This is a genomic window from Bradyrhizobium sp. SZCCHNS3016, assembly GCF_032484535.1.
In the GTDB taxonomy this organism is placed as follows: Bacteria; Pseudomonadota; Alphaproteobacteria; order Rhizobiales; family Xanthobacteraceae; genus Bradyrhizobium.
Genome location: NZ_JAUETE010000008.1, coordinates 1 through 18,467, shown reverse-complemented (window position 1 = coordinate 18,467; position 18,467 = coordinate 1). Strand labels below are relative to the sequence as shown.

Sequence of the window (18,467 nt, the reverse complement as noted above, 5' to 3'; positions counted from 1 at the left end):
CTCAGCTTTCGAGCTGGCGCTGCAACTCGCGGACGAAGGTCGTCAATCCGGTCCGGCGCTCGCGCTTCAGGCGCTCTGCCTTGAGGATCGACTGCACCTCGGCAAACGCATCGTCGACGTTGCGGTTGATGACGATGTAGTCGTACTCCGCCCAGTGGCTCATCTCGTGACTGGCGCGGCTCATGCGCCCGCGTATGACCTCATCGGAGTCCTGCGCACGCGTATGCAGCCGCTTCTCGAGATCGGCGGCGGACGGCGGCAGGATGAACACGCTGACGACGTCCTGCCGCGCCTTCTCGCGCAGTTGCTGCGTGCCCTGCCAGTCGATGTCGAACAGCACATCCTGGCCGCCGGAGAGCGCCGCTTCGACCGGCGCGCGTGGCGTGCCATAGCGGTTGTCGAACACGGTGGCCCATTCGAGCAGCTCGTTGCGCTTGGCCATGTCCTCGAAGCGCGCCCGGTCGACGAAGTGATAGTCGCGGCCGTCAATCTCACCGGGGCGCATCGGACGCGTCGTCGCCGATACCGACATCCGCAGGCCCGGCATGCGCTCGATCAGCAGGCGCGACAGCGTCGTCTTGCCCGCCCCCGAAGGCGATGACAGCACGAACATCAGGCCGCGCCGCTCGACCCCATCGAAGCTTCCGTCGTGAGCCACCATGGATCACTCCAGATTCTGAACCTGTTCGCGGAACTGCTCGACCACGGTCTTCATCTCGAGGCCGATGTTCGTCAGCTCGATGTCGTTCGACTTCGAGCAGGTGGTGTTGACCTCGCGATGGAATTCCTGGGCGAGGAAGTCGAGCCGGCGGCCAACGGGCCCGCCCTTGCCGAGCATCTCGCGCGCCTGCGCGATGTGCGAGGCAATGCGATCGAGCTCCTCGCGCACGTCGGCCTTGGCCGCGATCAGCAGCGCCTCCTGCGCCAGGCGATCGGGATCGAAACGATCGGAGGTCTCGAGCAGGGCTGCCACCTGCTCGGCCAGCCGCGCCTTGATCGCCTCGGGCTTGCGGCCCGGCGATGCCTCCGCCTTTTTCGCCAGCGCCTCGATCTCGTCGACGCGCTGATTGAGGATTTGTCCGAGTGTGTCGCCCTCGCGCCGGCGCATCTCGACGAGATGCTTCAGCGCGGTCTCGAACGCCGCGATCGCCGCCTCCTTGGCGGCCTTGTCCTCGGCCTCGTCACTCTCCGGCTCCGCTACCTCGATCACGCCCTTGATCGACAACAGCCCATCGATGCTCGGTGCGACCGCGTCGATCCGGCCCGCAAGCGAGCTCGCCATCTTCACCACCGCAGCCAACACGTCCTCGTTGATTCGCACCGTCGACCCGGTCTCGGTGCGCTTGACGGTGAGATTCGCATAGACGGTGCCGCGCGACAGGACTTCCGTTGCGCGCTTCTTGGCGAAGGCCTCGACCTCGTCCCAGCCCTGCGGCAACCGCACCCGGATGTCCAATCCCTTGGCGTTGACCGACTTCAACTCCCACTCGAACGAGTAGGGACCGCTTGCTCCGTGGCTACGGGCAAAGCCGGTCATGCTCGACAGCGCCATTTCGTCCATGTCTCCGGCACATTGGGAACGGGGACAGACTCAGCCCCCGCCAAAAGTGCGCGAACCTTACGGCCTTTTGGGCAAATGTTAAGCCCGGTTCTGCGCGGCCGACATGCGTGGGAAATTATTGCTGAACGACCGGCGGGCTCGGCTGCGCCGCTCCCTGACGGGCGCCATTGCCAGGTGCGGCCCCCGGTGCAACTCCGCCGGTGGCGCGGTTGGCCGGCGGCTTCTTTGCCGCTGCGGGAGCCCGTGGGGCCGCCGCTCCGGCCGCCGGATCGGCCGCGCCGCCCGCGACGGCAGGCGGCGCCTCGTCGGGCTCGACCGTGTCGTTCTGGGTCTGCCGCTCCATCGCCCTGAGCTTGGCGACGTTCTTCTGGTGCAGGTCGTAGGTTTCAGTGAACGCATGGCCGCCGGTGCCGTCGGCGACGAAATAGAGATCGCGCGTGCGCGCCGGATTGGCCGTCGCTTCCAGCGAGGCGCGGCCGGGGTTGGAGATCGGTCCCGGCGGCAGGCCCTCGATCACATAAGTGTTGTAGGGCGACGGCTGGGTGATCTCGCTGCGCTTGATCGGACGGCCCAGCGTGCCCTTGCCGCCAACCAGACCATAGATGATGGTCGGATCGGACTGCAGCTTGATCCTCTGCTTCAGCCGGTTGACGAATACGGCGGCCACCCGGCTGCGCTCGTCGGGCTTGCCGGTCTCCTTTTCGACGATCGAAGCCAGCGTCACCAGCTGCTCCGGCGTCCTGACCGGCAGATCCGGACTACGCCGTTCCCAGATCTCGGCCAACACCCGCTTCTGCGCCTGCTGCATGCGTTGCACGACCTGATCGCGGCTGGTGCCGCGCGGGAACTTGTAGGTCTCCGGCAACAACGTGCCTTCGCGCGGAATCTCGCGGACGCTGCCGGTGAAGATCTCGTTTTCGGACAGGCGGGCCACGATCTGCTCTGACGTCAGGCCCTCGGGCACGGTCACCGAATGCTGCACGACCTTGCCTTCGACGATGACGCCGATCACGTCGCGCAACGATGCATTCTTCTGGAACGCATACTCGCCCGGCTTGAGGTCGGAACTGGCCTTCAGGGCATAGACCCCACCAATGAAGATCCACGGATTGACGTCGATCACGCCTTCACGCGCGAGTACGTCGGCAATATCGCGTTTACCCGCGCGCTGCGGGATATTGACGATCTTGTCCTCCTGCAGCGGTCCTGCCGCTTCGAGGATCTGCCGTCCATAATAGTAGGCCGCGCCCACGCCGAGCATGGCCAGGATGAGCAAGGTGATGATCGCATTGCCGACCACCACGAACGGATTGCGGGCGCGGTCGGAGCGGCGCGGCGGCGGCGGCACGCGTTCCGGCTCCAGCGCTGCGCGCGGGCTGCGGGGTGAGATGGGCGGCCGTTCACTCATCGATGCAACCTTCAGTCCTGTCGCTCTCGTCGTGGCCGTGCGCTCCCCAACGCAAGCGACCTGAAGTCCACGCCCAATTTAACGATTCGTCATGTCGTCATCGAATACGGCGAAAAGGTGTTTTCGCCGGGCCTCACCGCCATGCGCATCCACTTACCGCATCGGCGCCGAAGGCCGACCTGCGAAGGACACGCGAAGTCTTGGGTTCTAGTGTGGCTGCAGTCGGATATCCACGTGACCAAGCGACAATCGGCCCGAGCGGCATCCGTCCTTCCGCACTAGTTCGCCACGCGCCGCAAAACCACCGACGCGTTGGTGCCGCCGAAACCAAACGAGTTCGACAGCGCCACGTTGATCTCGCGTTTGCGAGGCGCATGCGGCACGAGGTCGATCGCGGTCTCCACCGACGGGTTCTCCAGGTTGATCGTCGGCGGAGCGATGTTATCCCGAATCGCGAGAATGCTGAAGATCGCTTCGACGGCGCCCGCAGCTCCCAGGAGATGACCGATCGACGATTTGGTCGAGGACATCGAGATCTTCGACGCGGAATTGCCGAGCAGACGCTCGACGGCGCCGAGCTCGATCTCGTCGCCGACCTGCGTCGAGGTGCCGTGGGCGTTGATGTAGTCGAGATCGGCTGCCGTGATGCCGGCACGCTTCAAGGCGGCACTCATGCTGCGAAAGCCGCCGTCGCCGTCCGGAGATGGCGAGGTGATGTGATAGGCATCTCCAGACAGTCCGTAGCCGGAGACTTCGGCGTAGATCCGCGCGCCGCGTGCCTTGGCGTGCTCATACTCCTCGAGCACGACCACACCGGCGCCCTCGCCCATCACGAAGCCGTCGCGGTCCTTGTCGTAAGGGCGCGATGCCCGCTCGGGCGTCTCGTTGAATCCGGTCGACAGCGTGCGCGCCGCGCAGAACCCGGCCATGCCGATTCGGCAAATCGGCGATTCGGTGCCGCCGGCGACCATGACATCGGCATCGCCGAGCGCGATCAGGCGGCTGGCGTCGCCGATCGCATGCGCGCCGGTCGAGCAGGCGGTGACCACCGAATGATTGGGGCCCTTGAGCCCGTGCTCGATCGAGACATAGCCCGAGGCGAGGTTGATCAGACGTCCGGGAATGAAGAAGGGCGACACTTTGCGCGGACCACGCTCCTTCAGGAGGATCGCAGTGTCGGCAATGCCCGAGAGGCCACCGATGCCGGACCCGATCAACGTGCCGGTGGCGCAGCGGTCCTCTTCCGTTGCCGGATGCCAGTTGGCGTCATCGAGCGCCTGACGCGCCGCAGCCATCGCGAAAATGATGAAATCGTCGACCTTGCGCTGGTCCTTCGGCTCCATCCACTGGTCGGCATTGAAGGTGCCGTCGGAGCCATCGCCGCGCGGCACCTGACAGGCCACCTTGGCGGGAAGATCGGAGACGTCGAACGACTCGATCAAGCGCGCACCGCTCTTGCCCTGAAGGATGCGCTGCCAGGTCGTTTCCACACCACAGCCAAGCGGCGAAACCATGCCAAGGCCAGTGACGACAACCCGCCTCATGTTCGTTTCTCCAGACCCGACCTTGAGCGCTTGTGGATCGGCTGACTGCCGTCGCCGCACCTCGGGTCAATTGTTCGAGTAACACGTTCTGGCCAGGCAGCGCGTCCGAATCGTCCGTCGCCGGCCGCCAGATGACGGCTCATCGCGACGCCGCCAACAGCAAGAAACCGGTCGACCGCACAAGACGGATCGGCCGGTTTCGCGCAACTTCGCTAGAGCGTCAGCTCTTGGCGTTCTTCTCGAGGAACTTGGTGGCGTCGCCGACAGTCAGGATCGTCTCCGCGGCGTCGTCCGGAATCTCGCAACCGAACTCTTCCTCGAAGGCCATGACGAGCTCGACCGTGTCGAGGCTGTCAGCACCGAGGTCGTCAATGAAGCTCGCGTTGTCGACCACTTTCTCGGGCTCGACACCAAGGTGTTCGACCACGATCTTCTTAACCCGCTCGCCAATCTCACTCATCGTTCAACCTCGTGCTTGTTCCTTTAAGACCCGACCCCCGGATGATCCGCATCACCCCGGCCGCTAAACTTCCTTCGCGATCGCGCAAAACCAGATTTGCCCCGCAGCGCCCCTTTACCGAAATTTGGCGGACGACTTGCGGTCCGAAAACTTCGGAAACGGGGCCACTCACAAACTCCAATCCACACTCTCCATGAGGCCGGTACGCCTCCGATCCAGAGCGCTCAAACAGAAACCCGGATCAGCAGCACCAGCCGACGGAGGCCCGGCGAACGATGGCAGCTCGCCCCGCCAATATACAGGGTTTGGAAATCCTGCAATGGCGTTCTTCGTGCCCCCATCAGCCGCCCGGTTACCATACACGCGAATCATTGACCACACGGCCCGGTATGGTGGTCGCGACGTCTTTTCGCCGCATTCCGAGCCGCGGCAGAGCCTAGATCATGGCCATGCCGCCATTGACGTGGATGGTCTGGCCCGTGACATACGCCGCCTCGTTGGAGGCGAGGTACACCGCAGCTGCAGCAATGTCCTCGGGCGTGCCCAACCGCGCCGCCGGCACCTTGGCGAGGATCGACTCGCGCTGCTTCTCGTTCAGCGCGTCGGTCATCGGTGTCTTGATGAAGCCTGGGGCGATGCAGTTGGCGGTCACGCCGCGCTTGGCATATTCGGCGCCGAGCGTCTTGATCATGCCGATGATGCCGGCCTTGGACGCCGTGTAATTGCCCTGCCCCGGATTGCCGGTGACGCCGACGATCGAGGTGATCGCGATGATGCGGCCGAAGCGCTTGCGCATCATCAGCTTGGTGGCGGCACGCGAGAGGCGGAATGTCGCGGTCAGGTTGACCTTGATCACTTCGTCCCAATCCTCGTCGCGCAGCTGCACGAACAGGTTGTCGCGGGTGATGCCGGCGTTGGCGACGAGAATGTCGACCTGCCCCATGGCCTGTTCGGCGGCCGGTACCAGCGCCTCGACCTCGGCCGTATCCGACAGATTGCAAGGCAGCACGTGCACGCGGCTGCCCAGCTCGCCCGCGAGGGTCTCGAGCACCTCGCGCCGGGTGCCGGAAACGGCCACGGTCGCTCCCTGGGCATGCAATGCCTTGGCGATCGCATTGCCGATGCCGCCGGTCGCGCCGGTGACCAGCGCGGTCCTGCCACTCAGATCGAACATCAAACTCTCCTCAATGCCGCTGCACGCAGCCCTTTACGACGTTTTGGCCGCGGCCAAGGCATCCTTGGCGGCCGCGATGTCCGCCGGCCCGCCGACGGCGACGCCGACCGCACCATCCGCGATCCGCTTGACCAGGCCGCTCAGCACCTTGCCGGCGCCGATTTCGAAAAACCGCGTCACGCCCTGGCTCGCCATGTAGGCGATCGATTCGCGCCAGCGCACCGTACCCGTGACCTGCTCGACCAGGCGACGGCGAATCTCGTCGGGATCACTGATCGGCGCCGCGAGCACGTTCGAGACCAGCGGCGCGGCCGGCGCCTTGATGGTGACCTTGGACAGCGCCTCCGCCATGACGTCCGCCGCCGGCTGCATGAGCTTGCAATGGAACGGCGCGGAGACCGGCAGCAGCATGGCGCGCTTGGCGCCCTTGCCGCGCGCGATCTCGACCGCGCGGTCGACGGCGGCCTTGTTGCCCGAGACCACCACCTGCCCTCCGCCATTGTCGTTGGCGGCCTGGCAGACCTCGCCCTGGGCCGCCTCTTCGGCGACCGCCACGGCGGCCTCGTAATCCATCCCGAGCAGCGCGGCCATGGCGCCGACGCCCACCGGAACGGCCTTCTGCATGGCGAGACCGCGCGTCCGCAGCAGGCGGGCGGTGTCGGCGATGGTCAGGCTGCCGGCAGCCGCGAGTGCCGAATATTCGCCGAGGGAGTGGCCGGCGACGAAGGCCGCATCACGCCCGACCGAGAACCCCGCCTCGGCCTCCAGCACCCGCAAGGTTGCCATCGAAACCGCCATCAGGGCGGGCTGGGCGTTCTCGGTCAATTGCAGGGTTTCGGCCGGGCCTTCCCAGATGAGGGCGGTCAGCTTCTCGCTGAGGGCGGCGTCGACCTCCTCGAACACGGAGCGGGCGACCGGGAAGGCGTCCGCGAGCGCCTTGCCCATGCCGACGGCCTGGGACCCCTGCCCCGGAAAAGTGAATGCTGCCGTCATGGCCGCCCCCTGAACGTTCCAAAATCCCTGGAATTGAGTAGCTTTGGCCGGAAAGACACTGGCAAAGGCCGGGATGTCAAGCGCGTGACGGGCGCAATTCGACCACTTTCCCTTGCCTTGGCGCCGAAAATCGGTATAAGGCCCGCCATCCGTGGATCCCGAGCCGGGAGCTGAACGGACGGTCCCAGCAAATTAACCTTGCGCGATCCTGGGGATGTATCTCCTCCAGGATGTCCAGGCGACTTGATGGGGCAGGGCCAGTCGGCCCGTCGTCCCGTGTTCCCGCCTTCTGAGCTGACGTCTGCGAGTCCTTTCCACAAGGGCTCGAAGGGCTTGACGCCGGGATCTGCGCCAACATGGAAAGGACAGCCATGCCTCTTTATGAGCATGTTTTTCTCGCGCGTCAGGACGCGAGCACCCAGCAGGTGGAAGAACTGACGGCCCAGATGACCGGCATCGTCGAAGGTCTCGGCGGCAAGATCACCAAGACCGAGAATTGGGGCGTTCGCTCCCTCACCTACCGCATGAACAAGAACCGCAAGGCGCACTTCGTGCTGCTCAACATCGACGCGCCTTCGGCGGCGATCGCCGAGATCGAGCGTCAGGAGCGGATCAGCGAGGACGTGATCCGTTACCTGAGCGTCCGCGTCGACGAGCTCGAGGAAGGTCCGTCGGCGATGATGCGCAAGGCCGATCGCGACCGTGAGCGCGACGACCGCGGCGGCGGCTTCCGCGGTGAGCGCGATGGCGGCGGTTTCCGCGGTGATCGTGGCGACCGTGGTGATCGCGGTCCCCCGCGCCGTCCCCGTGACGAAGAAACTGCGGACGAGGAGTAAGATCAATGGCTGAAGCCCCCGCACGTCGCCCGTTCTTCCGCCGCCGCAAGACCTGCCCGTTCTCCGGGCCGAACGCGCCGAAGATCGACTACAAGGACTCCAAGCTGCTGATGCGCTACGTGTCCGAGCGCGGCAAGATCGTGCCGAGCCGCATTACGGCCGTCTCGGCAAAGAAGCAGCGCGAGCTCGCGCGCGCCATCAAGCGCGCCCGCTTCCTCGGCCTGCTGCCCTACGTCATCCGCTGATTGCGGACCTCGGACCGGCGGCCCCGCGCCGCCGGGTCCTCTCGTTGAATTCTCATAAGGCTTCCGGGTCGTCCGGTCGCCGATGGTTGGGGCCACCACGCCTCTAACCGCTCGAAGGGAGCGGGACAGCTGATGATCGGAACGCTTCTCATCGCGCTCGCGGCAGGTGCTGCCTCCGCGGTCATGTTCGCCTCGACCGGGTCGGGCGTGATGACGGCGCTCGTGCTTGCGCTGCTCGCGCCCGTGCCGCTGCTGGTCGCCGCAATCGCCTGGGGCCGGCTTTGCGCTGTCATCGGCGGTCTCGTAGCAACCGCTTGCGTGCTGGCCATCTTCGGCTTCGATCGCGCTCTCGCCTTTGCCATCTCCGTGACGCTGCCGGCCTGGTGGCTCGGCCACCTCGTCCTGCTCGGCCGTCCGACGACCAGCCCGTCCGGCCAGGATGGCATCGAATGGTATCCGCCCGGCCATATCCTGCTGTGGATCGCGGTGATCGCGGCGCTGGTCGCCGCGTTCTCCTTCGGCACCGACATGACAGCCACCAATCAGGGTCTCAGGCGGCTGCTGTCGCGCGTGCTCGGCAATACCGTCACGTCGACCGATGCGGTCGACATTCCCCGGCTGATCGAGCTCTTGGTCTTCATGGCGCCGCCCATGGCCGCGGTGATCATGACCACGATCCTATCGCTCAACGTTCTGGCAGCCGCAAAGATCACGGCGATCTCCGGCCGGCTGATGCGCCCATGGCCTCGCCTGCGTGACACCAAGCTGCCGCTGATGACGCTTCCGGCGCTGTTTGCGATCATCGCCTTCTGCTTTCCGGGCGGACTGATCGGCATGTTGGCGCGGATCGCCGCCGCAGCGCTGCTGACCGCCTATGCACTGACCGGCTTCGCGGTCCTGCATACGCTGACCTTGCCGCTGCGCACCCGGCCGCTCTGGCTCGGCCTCGCCTACGCGCTGATGCTGACCTTCATCTGGCCGATCCCCATGCTGGCGATGATCGTCCTCGGCCTCGCCGACGCCGCCTTCGACCTCCGCCGCCGTTTCGGCCCGCGGCAGCCGCCGCCTTTGCCGGTGCCGTAAAGGCTCAACCTCACACCAACCGCTTCCGAACATTACAAGGAGAACATCGATGGAAGTCATTCTGCTGGAACGTGTCGCCAAGCTCGGCCAGATGGGCGAGATCGTGAAGGTCAAGGACGGGTTCGCCCGCAACTTCCTGCTGAAGCGCAAGAAGGCGCTGCGGGCGACGGCCGAGAACAAGGCCAAGTACGAGGGCATGAAGGCCGATCTCGAGGCCAACAATATCAAGGCCAAGGGCGAGGCGGCCAAGGTCGCCGAGAAGATCGACGGCCGCGACATCGTCATCATCCGCCAGGCCTCCGAATCCGGCCAGCTGTTCGGCTCGGTCTCGGTGCGTGACATCGTCGCCGCGCTGGCCGCCGACGGCATCGCCGTCAGCCGGCCGCAGGTCTGGCTCGACGCCCCGATCAAGACGATCGGCAAGCAGACGATCACCATCGCGATCCACCCGGAGGTCGAGACCTCGGTGACCGTGACGGTCGCCCGCAGCGCCGACGAGGCCGAGCGCATCAAGCGCGGCGAGGACATCTCGACCCGCCAGGAGGACCGCGACGCCGCCGCCGAAGCGATTGCCGCCGCCGGCGAGTTCTTCGATCCGGAGGCCCAGGACGAGGGCGCTGCCGGCGAGCCCGCGCAGCAGTAAGCGCGCTCAGCCCATTTGCGGAAAAGCCCGGCTCAACGAGCCGGGCTTTTTCATTTTTTCATTGTCGTCTCACCGCGAGGGCGAGGACGGAACCGAGGGATCCGACGGCACCGACTGGGTCGTGGCCGGCGCCGGCGTCACCGGTGGGACCGGATCGGCCCGCAGCGCCGGGGCGGCGTCGCTCGATCTCGCCGGCTCGACCCGCGGCGGCTCGGAGCCGGCGGCGCTGTCCTCTCGCGACGGCGACGGCCGGGTCGCACCGGTCGGCTCGCCGCGCGTCTCCTCCGCAGCCGAGCCCTCCTGGGCCGGCTTCTTGCGCTTGCCGAGCCTGCCCTTCTTCGCGGGCGCGCCCTCGCCATCGGCCGGCGCAGCGGTTGGATCCGCTGCCGCGTCGGGCTTCGCCTCGGCCGGCGCGGAGCGCTTGGAGTGATGACCCGAACGGCGGCGCGGCTCGCCTGGGCTGGCAGCAGCATCCGCGGCGGCTGGCTTCGCCTCCGACGGCTCGGTGGCGGCCGACCGGGCGCGGCGCTCGGACCGCGTCTCCTTGCCGTCCTTGGCCGAATGGCCCGTGTAGCGCGCATCCGCAGCGCCGTTCGCAATCAGGTAGTTGGCGAGCACGCCGGCCATCTCGGGGCTCGTCGTATAATGCTGGCGCAGAAACCCGGGCAGCGAGCCGGCCGAGGTGTTCTTGACCAGGCCGCGCGGCGACTTGTGGCAGACCACGCAGGTCCCGTTGTAGATCTGCGCAGGACTCTTGCCCGCATCGAGATTTTCCTGCGCAACGGCGGCCCCCGCAAAGCCCATGCAGAACACCGCCACCACCGTCGCCAAATTGAGCGCTCGGCCCACCATTCTCATTCTCCAGCTATGGTTTCGCCCACACGGCGCCGCCCCCGCGCGACATCCGCTGCCGTGTTTCCTCTCGCTATCAGCCGAACGTGACAGCGGACGTTGCGGTCGCTCCACGCCCTCGATGGCGATTCCTTCAGACCTCGTCCGGCGGTCAGATGCCGGACACCGGCCAAAAGGCCGGCGGCCGCGGCCTTTTTAACGGATTGCGGAGCGAATGAAAGCGCACAGATGTTCCTGCGCTGAGATGTCCATCGATCAATGACATGACGGAATATCGGCGTTGTGTTCATGGCAGTGGCGTCGGCTTGTGCCCGCTGAGTAACATAACAAGGTGATGATAGGGAACCAATCGGTTCTCGATGCGTCGAGTGCGACGGCCGGGAAAGTCAGCAACTCACGGGATGGCTCGTTGGGTGGTGTGGATGGACCGTTTGCTGCGAAGTCTGTTGAGTAGCTTCATCTGCCGTGGGTCGATCAGCTTTACGACCGCCAGCGGCACGACGTTCAGCTGCGGGGATGGAACCGGTGTTCCCGTGGCGGCACGATTTCTGACCCATGAAGCCGAGCGCCGGCTTCTGGCCAATCCCGAGCTCGCGCTCGGCGAGATCTATATGGACGGCTCGTTCGTGGTCGAACGGGGATCGATCGCGGATCTGCTATCGATCGTGATGAGCCAGCCGGCCGTGGTGCCCGACTGGGCAAAACCGCAATGGTGGCTGCGCTACCTGGCCCGCCATCTGCGCCAGCTCAACGTCAGGGGACGCGCGCGCCGCAACGTCGCCCATCATTACGATCTCGACGGCCGGCTGTATTCGCTGTTCCTCGATGCCGACCGGCAATATTCCTGCGCCTATTTCGAGACGTCGGACGCGACGCTGGACGAGGCCCAGCTCGCCAAGAAACGTCATCTGGCGGCCAAGCTGCTGATCGGCCGCCGCCATCGCATCCTCGACATCGGCTGCGGCTGGGGCGGGCTTGGACTCTACCTGGCCGAGATGTGTGATGCCGACGTGACCGGCGTGACCTTGTCGGCCGAGCAGTTGCAGGTTGCCGAGGCCCGCGCGGCCGAACGTAACCTCTCCGCCTCCGCCCGCTTCCTGCTGCAGGATTATCGCGACGTGCCCGGCACCTTCGACCGCATCGTCTCGGTCGGCATGTTCGAGCATGTCGGGGTCGCCTTCTACGACACCTTCTTTCGCCGCTGCGCCGAGCTGCTCGCGGACGACGGCGTCATGCTGCTGCATTCGATCGGACGCTCCGGGGGGCCGGATGCGACCAATCCATGGATCGCCAAATACATCTTCCCCGGCGGTTACATCCCAGCCCTCTCGGAGGTGCTGCCGGCGATCGAGCGCGCCGGGCTGCTCGTCTGCGACATCGAGGTCCTGCGGCTGCACTACGCGGAGACCCTGAAGGCGTGGCGCGAACGCTTCATGGCCCGGCGCGACGAGGCCGTGCAGCTCTATGACGAGCGCTTCGCGCGAATGTGGGAGTTCTACCTGGCGATATCGGAGATGGCGTTCCGCAAGCAGAACCTGATGAATGTCCAGATCCAGCTGACGAAGCGCCAGGGCGTCGTGCCGATGACGCGCGACTACATTCCCCGTGAGGAGACGCGGCTGCGGGCGCGCGAGCGCGGCAGCCGTCCGGCGCTGCGGATGGCGGGGGAGTAGCGCGCGCGGCCCGGAACGACAGCGGAGGGCGGCGTCAGTGCGATGGTCTTGCAGAGACGGATGCCCGCATTCGCTCGGCAGCGCCCCGCCGGGCTCGGGTTCAATTTTGAGATGCGCGGTGGACAGGTTGCGTCTCGCGCGCGAGATCATGCCCATCCGACTCAAATTTTCAAACAAGTCGTGCGGTCTGTGAACTGGCTCACAGACCCCGGGGAAGCCTGGCCGTAGTGTCCCCGCATGTCCCAGAGCCCCACCAGAGCCATGTTGGAACCGCAGACCGACTTCAGCACCGACTACGCGCTGATTGCCGCCGGCGTGGGTGCATCCCTCCTCGCCCTCCTCTATCTGCTGCTGGTCTGACGTCCCGCGCGGATCCGCTTGCGGCCGTGGCGCGCCTGGGCGTGCCGGCTCCCGTTCCCATATCGCAGAACTGTCGAACGATCGCGTTCCCTGATTGCAGCGGCGCGTCGCTCCCGCCTGCGCGGCGTTGAGTCCCGCCGGTTCCGTCAAGCGCGACATCTGGCGAGTCCGGATTCATCCACCAGATTTACCGGACGGTGAATAGCGCTCAGCTTTCGCTTCCGCTTCGCGCGCGACTGGCGCTTTATCCCCTCCCCTTCAAAGCTGCTAAACACGCGGTCATGGCACTCACCGATTCGAACGTTCACAAGCTGGCGCCGGCTGACGCAGCAACGCCGGCCTATCGCAGCGCTCCTCACAACATCGAGGCGGAACAGGGTCTGCTCGGCGCGATCCTGGTCAACAACGACGCGTTCTATCGCGTGTCCGACTTCCTCGAGCCGAAGCATTTCTTCGAGCCGCTGCACCAGACCGTGTTCGAGACCGCGTCCAGCCTGATCCGGATGGGCAAGGTCGCGACGCCCGTGACCTTGAAGACGTTCCTGCCCGCCGACGTCGACATCGGCGGCATGACCGTCGGGCAATATCTGGCGCGGCTCGCGGCCGAAGCGACCACGATCATCAACGCCCAGGACTATGGCCGCACCATCTACGACCTGTCGTTGCGCCGCGACCTGATCGGCATCGGCGAGGACATGGTCAACGTCGCCTACGACGCGCCGGTCGACTTCGCGCCGCGCAACCAGATCGAGGACGCCGAGCGCCGGCTGTACGAGCTCGCGGAGTCCGGCCGCTACGACGGCGGGTTCCAGAAATTCTCGCAAGCCCTGACGACCGCGCTCGACATGGCCGCCAAGGCGTTCCAGCGTGACGGCAAGCTGTCCGGCATCTCGACGGGCCTGCGCGATCTCGACGCCAAGATGGGCGGCCTGCAGCACTCCGACTTGATCATCCTCGCCGGCCGTCCCGGCATGGGCAAGACCTCGCTCGCGACCAACATCGCCTACAACGTCGCCCAGGCCTATGTGCCCGAATTGCAGCCCGACGGCACCTATCGGGCCGCCCAGGGCGGCGTGGTCGGGTTCTTCTCGTGCGAAATGAGCGGCGAGCAGCTCGCCACCCGTATCATCGCCGAGCGCAGCGGCATTCCGTCGAGCCACATCCGCCGCGGCGGCATCACCGAGGCTGATTTCGAGAAGCTGCGCGAGTGCTCGATCGAGCTGCAGTCGCTGCCGTTCTATGTCGACGAAACCGGCGGCATCTCGATCGCGCAGGTGATGGCGCGCGCCCGCCGCCTGAAGCGCCAGAAGGGCCTCGACCTCCTGGTGATCGACTACATCCAGCTGCTGTCGGGCTCGGGCAAACGCGGCAACGACAACCGCGTCCAGGAAATCACCGAGATCACCACCAGCCTGAAGGCGCTGGCCAAGGAGCTCAGCGTTCCCATCATCGCGCTGTCGCAGTTGTCGCGCCAGGTCGAAAACCGCGAGGACAAGCGGCCGCAACTGTCGGACCTGCGTGAATCCGGCTCGATCGAGCAGGACGCCGACGTGGTGCTGTTCGTGTATCGCGGCGAATACTATCTGGCCGCCAAGGAGCCGCGCCCCGGCACCGAGGAGCACCAGAAGTGGCAGATGGAGATGGATCTGGCGCTCGGCAAGGCCGAGGTGATCATCGGCAAGCAGCGCCACGGTCCGACCGGCACGGTTGAATTGCACTTCGACGCCTCGGTCACGCGCTTCGGCGACCTCGCCCATGACGGCCTGCCGCCGCAGCATCACGACTATTGACCGTGTGCTGTTGAACCGGGACGCTGCACCGCGTAAAAGCGCGACATGAGCGTTCCCGATCTGAAACCCGCCGCTGATCAGCCCGCCCCCCGTCCTGAGGAGGTCCAGGTGCCCGCCAGCGCCACCGGCGTGCTGACGATCGATCTCGACGCGCTCGCCGCCAATTGGCGCAAGCTGGAAAAGACCGCGGTGCCGGCCGAATGCGCCGGCGTGATCAAGGCCGACGCCTATGGCTGCGGCATCCCGCAGGTGGCGCGCACGCTCGCGGACGCCGGCTGCAAGACCTTCTTCGTCGCGACGCTCGCCGAGGCCAAGGTCGCCCGCGCGGCCCTGCCCGACACGGCCGCGCTCTACGTGCTTGACGGCTTCTTCCAGAACACCGGCGACGACTACGCCGCGATCAACTGCCGCCCGGTCATCGGCGAGCTCAACGAGCTCGCCGAATGGGACATGTTCTGCCGCCGCACCGGCTGGAAGGGCGGCGCCGCCGTTCATGTCGACACCGGCATGAACCGGCTCGGCCTCACCCCGATCGATGCGCAGGGCATGATCCCGCGCATCCAGAGCGGCGACCACGGCATCACGCTGGTGATGAGCCATCTGGCCTCGGCCGAGCAGATCAACAGCCCGTCGAACGCGCGCCAGCTCGCGACATTCCGCGAGGTCGCCAGCGTCTTCACCGGCGTGCCCGCCGCGCTTGCCGCCTCCTCCGGCATCTTCCTCGGCGCCTCGTTCCAGTTCGACATGGTGCGGCCCGGTGCAGCGCTCTACGGCGTCAACCCGACGCCGGAGGCCGACAATCCGATGCAGCCGGTCGCCGAGATAAGAGCGCGCATCGTGCAGCTGCGCGACCTCGCGCGCGGCGACACGGTCGGCTATGGCGGCACCTGGACGGCGCGCCGCCCGACAAAGATCGCGATCCTCTCCGCCGGCTATGCCGACGGCTATTTCCGCGCGGCGAGCTCCAACGACGGCACCCGCGGCGCCGACGTCATCATTGCCGGCCAACGCTGCCCGATCGCAGGGCGCATCTCGATGGATCTGATCGCGGTGGATGTCACCGACCTGCCGCCGAAGGCCGCCCGCCGCGGCCACTTCGCCACGCTGCTCGGCGAGGGCATCACGGTCGACGAGCTCGCGCATCATTTCGGCACCATCGGCTACGAAGTCCTGACCAATCTCGGCCGGCGCTATCATCGCATCTACAAGGGCGGCGCGGCGGCAATCGCCGAGGGCTGATCGCGCTGCGCTCCCTGATTGTGGTGCGCACGACCGCTGCCACACCGTGGATAGATATCGCCACGCGGTTACGACAAATCGCGCTGCCGTAGCCCGGATGAGCGCAGCGACATCCGGGGTCCCACGCGCCGTATCGGCGAACCCGGATATCGCTGCGCTCATCCGGGCTACGAAATCGGCGCTGCGCTCGCAATGGCGGTGCTTTGACATAAGCCATCGTTCTCGCGGCATGAAACGCCCGAGGCTTGCATCTCGTTTTCACCCTCTTCGAAAAACGAGGGCGCAGGGAATGCCGGGTGCTGGCCGCAACCCATGGCCCGCCTGCAGAAAAAAAGCAGGCGGCAGTCACCACAGGTCCAGCCGGTCAACCGGCATTCCCTGCGCGATGGCTTTACGTCTTATGCGTACTCTCCCCGGGGACCGGGCTGTCTTGCCCCCGTGACCGGCGGATCATCATCACCACCGGCGTAGCATCAGCGTCGGGATGCCAGGACCATACGTTTTCAACGTGCGCCTTAAGCCGTTCGTCCGCACAGCATCAGCCATGCTGCGACCCAAAGCGCCCACCGCATCCCACCCCGCGTGCCGTGACGATCGCGATACGCCCCTCGTGCCGAGGCGGGACGGAGGGATAGAAACACGATTTCTGTAAAAGCGAAAGACAATTATTTTTCGCAAGGGGACTGGACAGGATGTGACGCGTTGAGATTGCTTGAAAAGTTCGTATTTTTACGCAGAGGGTCCGGGCGGAGCGTGAGGCAAAATGTCGGTCCCAATATTGTTCTATCTTCAGAGCGTTCGCCTACTCCAGGTTCCCCGATTGGCAGCGCCAACCGATTGCGGATCCAACGATTGATCTGAGGACACAGCCTAAACGGGTATTGCGTTAGCAAATCGCCGCATACAGAAGTATGGGCAATGTCAAAGACCAGAAACAATCACTATGTACCGCAATGGTATCAAGAGGGGTTCTTCGAGCCCGGCCGCAACACGCTTGCTTACCTGGATCTGACCCCGCCTCAGAAGACATTGGATGATGGTCGTGTGATTAGGGAAAGGGACTTATTCCATGCCCCCACTTCCCGAGCGTTTCGGCAGATTGACCTATACTCGACCTTTTTCGGCACATCGGTCAACGACGAGATCGAGCGACATCTGTTTGGCGACATAGATGCCAAGGGCTCGCTAGCCATCCGGGCATTTGCTGGGAACGACGTCGGGGAATGGCACCTCCATTTTCAAAAACTCTTCGAATACATCGACATCCAGAAAATTCGCACTCCGAAGGGATTGGATTGGCTGAGAACTCAATATCCCACCATGACGCAGAATGAATTGATGGTCGAGATGCAGGGTATCCGCATGATGCACTGCACGATTTGGACGCAAGGCGTGCGCGAAATTGTTTCGGCCGAAGATGCCGATGTGAAATTCATCATTAGCGACCATCCAGTGACTATCTACAATTACGCAGCGCCACCCGCGGCGTCGATGTGCACCTACCCGAACGATCCTACGATCGCTCTTAAGGCTTCACAGACGATCTTTCCGCTGTCCCGTGATTACTGCCTGGTTTTTACAAACCTTGAGTATGCAAACGATCCGGCGACGGGCCCTCTCGATAAACGGACCTTCGCCCGCAACTATCGTAATTCGATGGCCCGAACGGACGCGTTTATCCGCACGCGCAAGCTCTCGGTCAGAGAGATTGCACAGATCAACTATGTCCTAAAGGCTCGCGCGCATCGCTATGTTGCTGCAGGCCGCAAAGAGTGGCTATTTCCCGAAAAGACCATCACAGAAACATGGGCGGAGTTGCGTGAGACGCTTTTGCCGCCCAAGGAACAACTCTGGCACTTCGGCGGCGAGATATTTGCGCGGTTCGAAAGCGGCGACGCATATTATCAAGACCAATTCGGCAGGACAGAGAAGGAACGCGATTTCCTTAAGAAGCAGCCGGCTAACAACCCACGCCCAGGCGACTGGTGCGGCTGCGGCTCTGGACGTCGCTTCAACGGATGCTGCGAACTGAAACCCACTTCGCTGCGTCCAACCTGGACCGAGGCCAGCATACGTGAACGAAACATGATGCTGTACAATGGCTTGGTCAACGTTCTTGGCCTGGAGCCGGACAAAGATTGGGTTACGGTCCGCCGCGAGCTAACTGACGAAAAGATCAGCTTGATCTACCAACTTTACGAAGGGCTGTGGCCGCTCGAAACCGATCTGCTCCATCTACTACCAAAACCCGATGGATTTACCCGTGGGGTCTTTACCGGCTCGCTTCACCCCGACACCATTGCGGACTTTGCGCTCGGGGCCTCTCTTTACCTAGGAGAAATGATCGTTGAGCACCCTTTCCTGCATGCCGGAACGGTAAAGAAGGAATTTAGCCCAGTCGAAAATCCGAGGTCTTATCGGCAGGAGACCATCAAAACACTCGTCTTCTTTCTCACCGTGATGCCGCTGATCGAGCGGGGACTCATCAACTTGGTTCCCGATCCCTGCATTTTTGATAGTCATCTGCGGGTGACCTTGCCCCCAAGTTTTATCCAGATCTGAGTTCGTTCGGGCGGTTTGATGTGCCCATCTGGGCGGTCGTAGCG

The 18,467-nt window shown here is 64.7% G+C and carries 16 protein-coding genes; 8 read left to right on the top strand and 8 right to left on the bottom strand.

The window, feature by feature from the left end:
* Position 1: 1 nt before the first annotated feature.
* From gmk to fabD, 7 genes are all read right to left on the bottom strand, one after another.
* Entirely contained in the window at positions 2–661 is a 660-nt protein-coding gene (gene gmk, locus QW881_RS16420; RefSeq protein ID WP_315755742.1) for a guanylate kinase, read from the bottom strand.
* A 3-nt stretch (positions 662–664) separates the two neighbouring features.
* Complete coding sequence (locus QW881_RS16415; protein WP_315755823.1) at positions 665–1,552, bottom strand: YicC/YloC family endoribonuclease; 888 nt, start codon at positions 1,550–1,552, stop codon at positions 665–667.
* Positions 1,553–1,676: 124 nt separating this feature from the next.
* Positions 1,677–2,969, bottom strand: coding sequence for an endolytic transglycosylase MltG (gene mltG, locus QW881_RS16410; RefSeq protein WP_315755743.1), 1,293 nt, complete (start codon positions 2,967–2,969; stop codon positions 1,677–1,679).
* A gap of 278 nt (positions 2,970–3,247) precedes the next feature.
* Positions 3,248–4,513, bottom strand: coding sequence for a beta-ketoacyl-ACP synthase II (gene fabF, locus QW881_RS16405; protein WP_315739400.1), 1,266 nt, complete (start codon positions 4,511–4,513; stop codon positions 3,248–3,250).
* A 220-nt stretch (positions 4,514–4,733) separates the two neighbouring features.
* On the bottom strand, positions 4,734–4,973 hold the full coding sequence (locus tag QW881_RS16400; RefSeq protein ID WP_006610957.1) for an acyl carrier protein: 240 nt from the start codon (positions 4,971–4,973) through the stop codon (positions 4,734–4,736).
* 436 nt (positions 4,974–5,409) lie between these two features.
* Positions 5,410–6,147, bottom strand: a complete 738-nt coding sequence (gene fabG / locus QW881_RS16395) for a 3-oxoacyl-[acyl-carrier-protein] reductase (RefSeq protein WP_315739398.1) — start codon at positions 6,145–6,147, stop codon at positions 5,410–5,412.
* A 33-nt stretch (positions 6,148–6,180) separates the two neighbouring features.
* On the bottom strand, positions 6,181–7,140 hold the full coding sequence (gene fabD, locus QW881_RS16390) for an ACP S-malonyltransferase (RefSeq protein WP_315755745.1): 960 nt from the start codon (positions 7,138–7,140) through the stop codon (positions 6,181–6,183).
* Between the two features lie 371 nt (positions 7,141–7,511).
* Here fabD and rpsF point away from each other — a divergent pair, with 371 nt between their 5' ends.
* The 4 genes from rpsF to rplI all read left to right on the top strand — a co-directional run bounded on the left by rpsF (position 7,512) and on the right by rplI (position 9,947).
* Positions 7,512–7,976 carry a 30S ribosomal protein S6 gene (rpsF, locus tag QW881_RS16385; RefSeq protein WP_315739396.1) on the top strand — a complete coding sequence of 155 codons (465 nt, stop codon included), beginning with the start codon at positions 7,512–7,514 and terminating at the stop codon, positions 7,974–7,976.
* Positions 7,977–7,981: 5 nt separating this feature from the next.
* A complete protein-coding gene (gene rpsR, locus QW881_RS16380) occupies positions 7,982–8,221 on the top strand; it encodes a 30S ribosomal protein S18 (RefSeq protein WP_008963441.1) in 240 nt (79 codons plus the stop codon).
* A 132-nt stretch (positions 8,222–8,353) separates the two neighbouring features.
* The gene (locus QW881_RS16375; RefSeq protein ID WP_315755746.1) at positions 8,354–9,304 is read left to right on the top strand and encodes a hypothetical protein; all 951 of its coding nucleotides are present in this window, start codon (positions 8,354–8,356) and stop codon (positions 9,302–9,304) included.
* A gap of 49 nt (positions 9,305–9,353) precedes the next feature.
* Positions 9,354–9,947, top strand: a complete 594-nt coding sequence (gene rplI / locus QW881_RS16370) for a 50S ribosomal protein L9 (protein ID WP_315755747.1) — start codon at positions 9,354–9,356, stop codon at positions 9,945–9,947.
* A 69-nt stretch (positions 9,948–10,016) separates the two neighbouring features.
* Here rplI and QW881_RS16365 read toward each other — a convergent pair whose 3' ends face one another.
* On the bottom strand, positions 10,017–10,799 hold the full coding sequence (locus QW881_RS16365; RefSeq protein WP_315755748.1) for a hypothetical protein: 783 nt from the start codon (positions 10,797–10,799) through the stop codon (positions 10,017–10,019).
* A gap of 422 nt (positions 10,800–11,221) precedes the next feature.
* Between QW881_RS16365 and QW881_RS16360 the strand changes: the two genes are divergently transcribed.
* The 4 genes from QW881_RS16360 (at position 11,222) to QW881_RS16345 (ending at position 18,423) form a co-directional block, all read left to right on the top strand.
* On the top strand, positions 11,222–12,472 hold the full coding sequence (locus QW881_RS16360) for a cyclopropane-fatty-acyl-phospholipid synthase family protein (RefSeq protein ID WP_315755749.1): 1,251 nt from the start codon (positions 11,222–11,224) through the stop codon (positions 12,470–12,472).
* Between the two features lie 641 nt (positions 12,473–13,113).
* Entirely contained in the window at positions 13,114–14,622 is a 1,509-nt protein-coding gene (locus QW881_RS16355; protein ID WP_315755750.1) for a replicative DNA helicase, read from the top strand.
* A 45-nt stretch (positions 14,623–14,667) separates the two neighbouring features.
* Complete coding sequence (gene alr, locus QW881_RS16350) at positions 14,668–15,861, top strand: alanine racemase (protein ID WP_315755751.1); 1,194 nt, start codon at positions 14,668–14,670, stop codon at positions 15,859–15,861.
* 918 nt (positions 15,862–16,779) lie between these two features.
* The gene (locus QW881_RS16345; RefSeq protein ID WP_316158560.1) at positions 16,780–18,423 is read left to right on the top strand and encodes a DUF4238 domain-containing protein; all 1,644 of its coding nucleotides are present in this window, start codon (positions 16,780–16,782) and stop codon (positions 18,421–18,423) included.
* The last annotated feature ends 44 nt before the right edge of the window (positions 18,424–18,467 follow it).

Coding starts and splice junctions, on each gene's coding strand:
- gmk (WP_315755742.1), bottom strand. CDS start 661: ATGGTGGCTCACGACGGAAGCTTCGATGGGGTCGAGCGGCGCGGCCTG.
- QW881_RS16415 (WP_315755823.1), bottom strand. CDS start 1,552: ATGGCGCTGTCGAGCATGACCGGCTTTGCCCGTAGCCACGGAGCAAGC.
- mltG (WP_315755743.1), bottom strand. CDS start 2,969: ATGAGTGAACGGCCGCCCATCTCACCCCGCAGCCCGCGCGCAGCGCTG.
- fabF (WP_315739400.1), bottom strand. CDS start 4,513: ATGAGGCGGGTTGTCGTCACTGGCCTTGGCATGGTTTCGCCGCTTGGC.
- QW881_RS16400 (WP_006610957.1), bottom strand. CDS start 4,973: ATGAGTGAGATTGGCGAGCGGGTTAAGAAGATCGTGGTCGAACACCTT.
- fabG (WP_315739398.1), bottom strand. CDS start 6,147: ATGTTCGATCTGAGTGGCAGGACCGCGCTGGTCACCGGCGCGACCGGC.
- fabD (WP_315755745.1), bottom strand. CDS start 7,140: ATGACGGCAGCATTCACTTTTCCGGGGCAGGGGTCCCAGGCCGTCGGC.
- rpsF (WP_315739396.1), top strand. CDS start 7,512: ATGCCTCTTTATGAGCATGTTTTTCTCGCGCGTCAGGACGCGAGCACC.
- rpsR (WP_008963441.1), top strand. CDS start 7,982: ATGGCTGAAGCCCCCGCACGTCGCCCGTTCTTCCGCCGCCGCAAGACC.
- QW881_RS16375 (WP_315755746.1), top strand. CDS start 8,354: ATGATCGGAACGCTTCTCATCGCGCTCGCGGCAGGTGCTGCCTCCGCG.
- rplI (WP_315755747.1), top strand. CDS start 9,354: ATGGAAGTCATTCTGCTGGAACGTGTCGCCAAGCTCGGCCAGATGGGC.
- QW881_RS16365 (WP_315755748.1), bottom strand. CDS start 10,799: ATGGTGGGCCGAGCGCTCAATTTGGCGACGGTGGTGGCGGTGTTCTGC.
- QW881_RS16360 (WP_315755749.1), top strand. CDS start 11,222: ATGGACCGTTTGCTGCGAAGTCTGTTGAGTAGCTTCATCTGCCGTGGG.
- QW881_RS16355 (WP_315755750.1), top strand. CDS start 13,114: ATGGCACTCACCGATTCGAACGTTCACAAGCTGGCGCCGGCTGACGCA.
- alr (WP_315755751.1), top strand. CDS start 14,668: ATGAGCGTTCCCGATCTGAAACCCGCCGCTGATCAGCCCGCCCCCCGT.
- QW881_RS16345 (WP_316158560.1), top strand. CDS start 16,780: ATGTCAAAGACCAGAAACAATCACTATGTACCGCAATGGTATCAAGAG.